Below are 2,212 nucleotides of genomic sequence, written 5' to 3' on the forward strand. Positions count from 1 at the left end.
CCACCGGCGCGCCACACCCTGCGCCTGTGCCGCGCCGAGTCGTGCCNGAGCCGGGGCGCCGAGGCGCTGGCCGCGCAACTGCGCGAACAGCTGGCGCTGGACGACCATGGCACCAGCGCCGACGGCGCCATCAGCCTGCGCCCGGTGTATTGCCTGGGTGCCTGCGCCTGCTCGCCAGCGCTGGAACTGGACGGCCAGGTGCATGCGCGCCTTACTCCTGAGCGCCTGCGCGCCCTGGTCAACGCCTGCCAGGAGGACGCACCCTGCTGAAGCTGTATATCCCCTGCGATTCTGTAGCCCGCGCCGTGGGCGCCGACCAGGTCGCCGNTGCCTTGCAGCGTGAGGCCGAGCGCCGCCAGCTGCCGCTGGACATCCAGCGCACCAGCTCCCGCGGGCTGTATTGGCTGGAGCCATTGCTGGAATGCGACAGCACGCAAGGGCGCCTGGGTTTCGGCCCGGTCACCCCGGAAGACGTGCCGTCCTTGCTCGACGCCCTGGCCAGTGAAGCCGATGGCCACTCGTTGGCGCTGGGGCCGGTCGAAGACCTTCCTTACCTCAAGACCCAGCAGCGCCTGCTGTTCGCCCGCGCCGGCATCACCCGCCCATTGTCGCTGGACGACTACCGCGCCCATGGCGGTTTCGCCGGCCTTGAAGCGGCCGTGGCCATGGACGGCGCCGAGGTGGTCGCCGCCGTGCTTGATTCCGGCTTGCGCGGCCGCGGCGGTGCGGCGTTCCCGGCCGGCATCAAGTGGCGCACTGTGCGTGACGCCGGAGCCGGGCAGAAGTACGTGGTGTGCAACGCCGACGAGGGCGACTCCGGTACCTTCGCCGACCGCATGCTGATGGAAGGTGACCCGTTCCTGCTGATCGAAGGCATGATCATTGCCGGCCTCGCCGTGGGTGCCGACAAGGGCTACATCTATGTGCGCTCGGAATACCCAGACGCCATCCGCGTGCTCGACCAGGCATTCGCCATCGCCCGTGACGCCGGCTACCTCGGCAGCGACGTGGCCGGCAGCGGCCAGGCCTTCGACCTGGAAGTGCGGGTCGGCGCCGGCGCCTATATCTGCGGCGAAGAAACCGCACTGCTCGAATCCATCGAAGGCAAGCGCGGCATCGTCCGCGCCAAGCCTCCGCTGCCTGCGCTGCAGGGCCTGTTCGGCCTGCCGACGCTGGTGCACAACGTACTCACCCTGGCCTCGGTACCCATCATCATGGCCAAGGGCGCGGCGTTCTACCGCGACTTCGGCATGGGCCGCTCGCTGGGCACCATGCCGTTCCAGCTGGCCGGCAACATCCGCCAGGGCGGCTTGGTGGAGCGCGCGTTCGGCCTTACCCTGCGCGAGCTGGTGGAAGGCTATGGCGGCGGCACGGCCAGCGGCCGGCCGCTGAAGGCCGCGCAGGTTGGTGGCCCGCTCGGTGCCTGGGTACCGCCAAGCCACTTCGACACGCCGCTGGACTATGAAGCCTTCGCCGCCATGGGCGCGATGCTCGGCCATGGTGGTGTGGTAGTGGCCGACGACACCTTGAACATGGCCAGCATGGCGCGCTTCGCCTTGCAGTTCTGTGCCGAGGAGTCCTGTGGCAAGTGCACCCCGTGCCGCATCGGTTCGACCCGGGGCATGGAAGTGGTCGACCGGTTGATCGCCACCAGCGACATGACCGAGCGGCATGACCAGGCCCTGTTGCTGCGCGACCTGTGCGACACCATGCAATACGGCTCGCTGTGCGCCATGGGTGGCATGACCGCCTATCCGGTGGCCAGCGCGTTGAAGTACTTCCCCGCCGATTTCGGGCTGACCCACACGGAGGCCGCGCAGTGATCAATTTCTTCGACCCCGCTTCTGATAAAAGCAGCGACCTCGGCACCCCGGCCCGTGACAGCGAGGTACAAATCAGCCTGAGCATCGATGGCCGTGCCATCACTGTGCCCGCCGGCACATCGGTGATGCGCGCTGCAGCCATGCTCGGTACCAGCATTCCCAAACTGTGCGCCACCGACAGCCTCGAAGCCTTCGGCTCTTGCCGCATGTGCATGGTGGAAATCGAAGGCATGCGCGGTTACCCGGCCTCCTGCACCACCCCGGTCAGCGAAGGCATGGTGGTGCACACCGAAACCCCGCGCCTGGCCGGCTTGCGCCGCAACGTAATGGAGCTGTACATCTCCGACCACCCGCTGGACTGCCTGACCTGTTCGGCCAACGGCAACTGC

General features: G+C 68.1%; 3 protein-coding genes. All 3 read left to right on the top strand.

Translation table 11 applies throughout. The features are described from left to right. The coding region (locus tag JV551A3_RS11635) for an NAD(P)H-dependent oxidoreductase subunit E (RefSeq protein ID WP_205125943.1) at window positions 1–270 on the top strand (270 nt) is incomplete at its 5' end. Further along, on the top strand, window positions 264–1,823 hold the full coding sequence (locus tag JV551A3_RS11640; RefSeq protein ID WP_133978705.1) for a formate dehydrogenase beta subunit: 1,560 nt from the start codon (window positions 264–266) through the stop codon (window positions 1,821–1,823). The genes JV551A3_RS11635 and JV551A3_RS11640, both read left to right, overlap by 7 nt. Then, window positions 1,820–2,212 (top strand): 2Fe-2S iron-sulfur cluster-binding protein (locus tag JV551A3_RS11645; protein WP_133978706.1); only part of this gene is annotated, 393 nt, incomplete at its 3' end. The genes JV551A3_RS11640 and JV551A3_RS11645, both read left to right, overlap by 4 nt.

The organism is Pseudomonas inefficax, from assembly GCF_900277125.1.
In the GTDB taxonomy this organism is placed as follows: Bacteria; Pseudomonadota; Gammaproteobacteria; order Pseudomonadales; family Pseudomonadaceae; genus Aquipseudomonas; species Aquipseudomonas inefficax.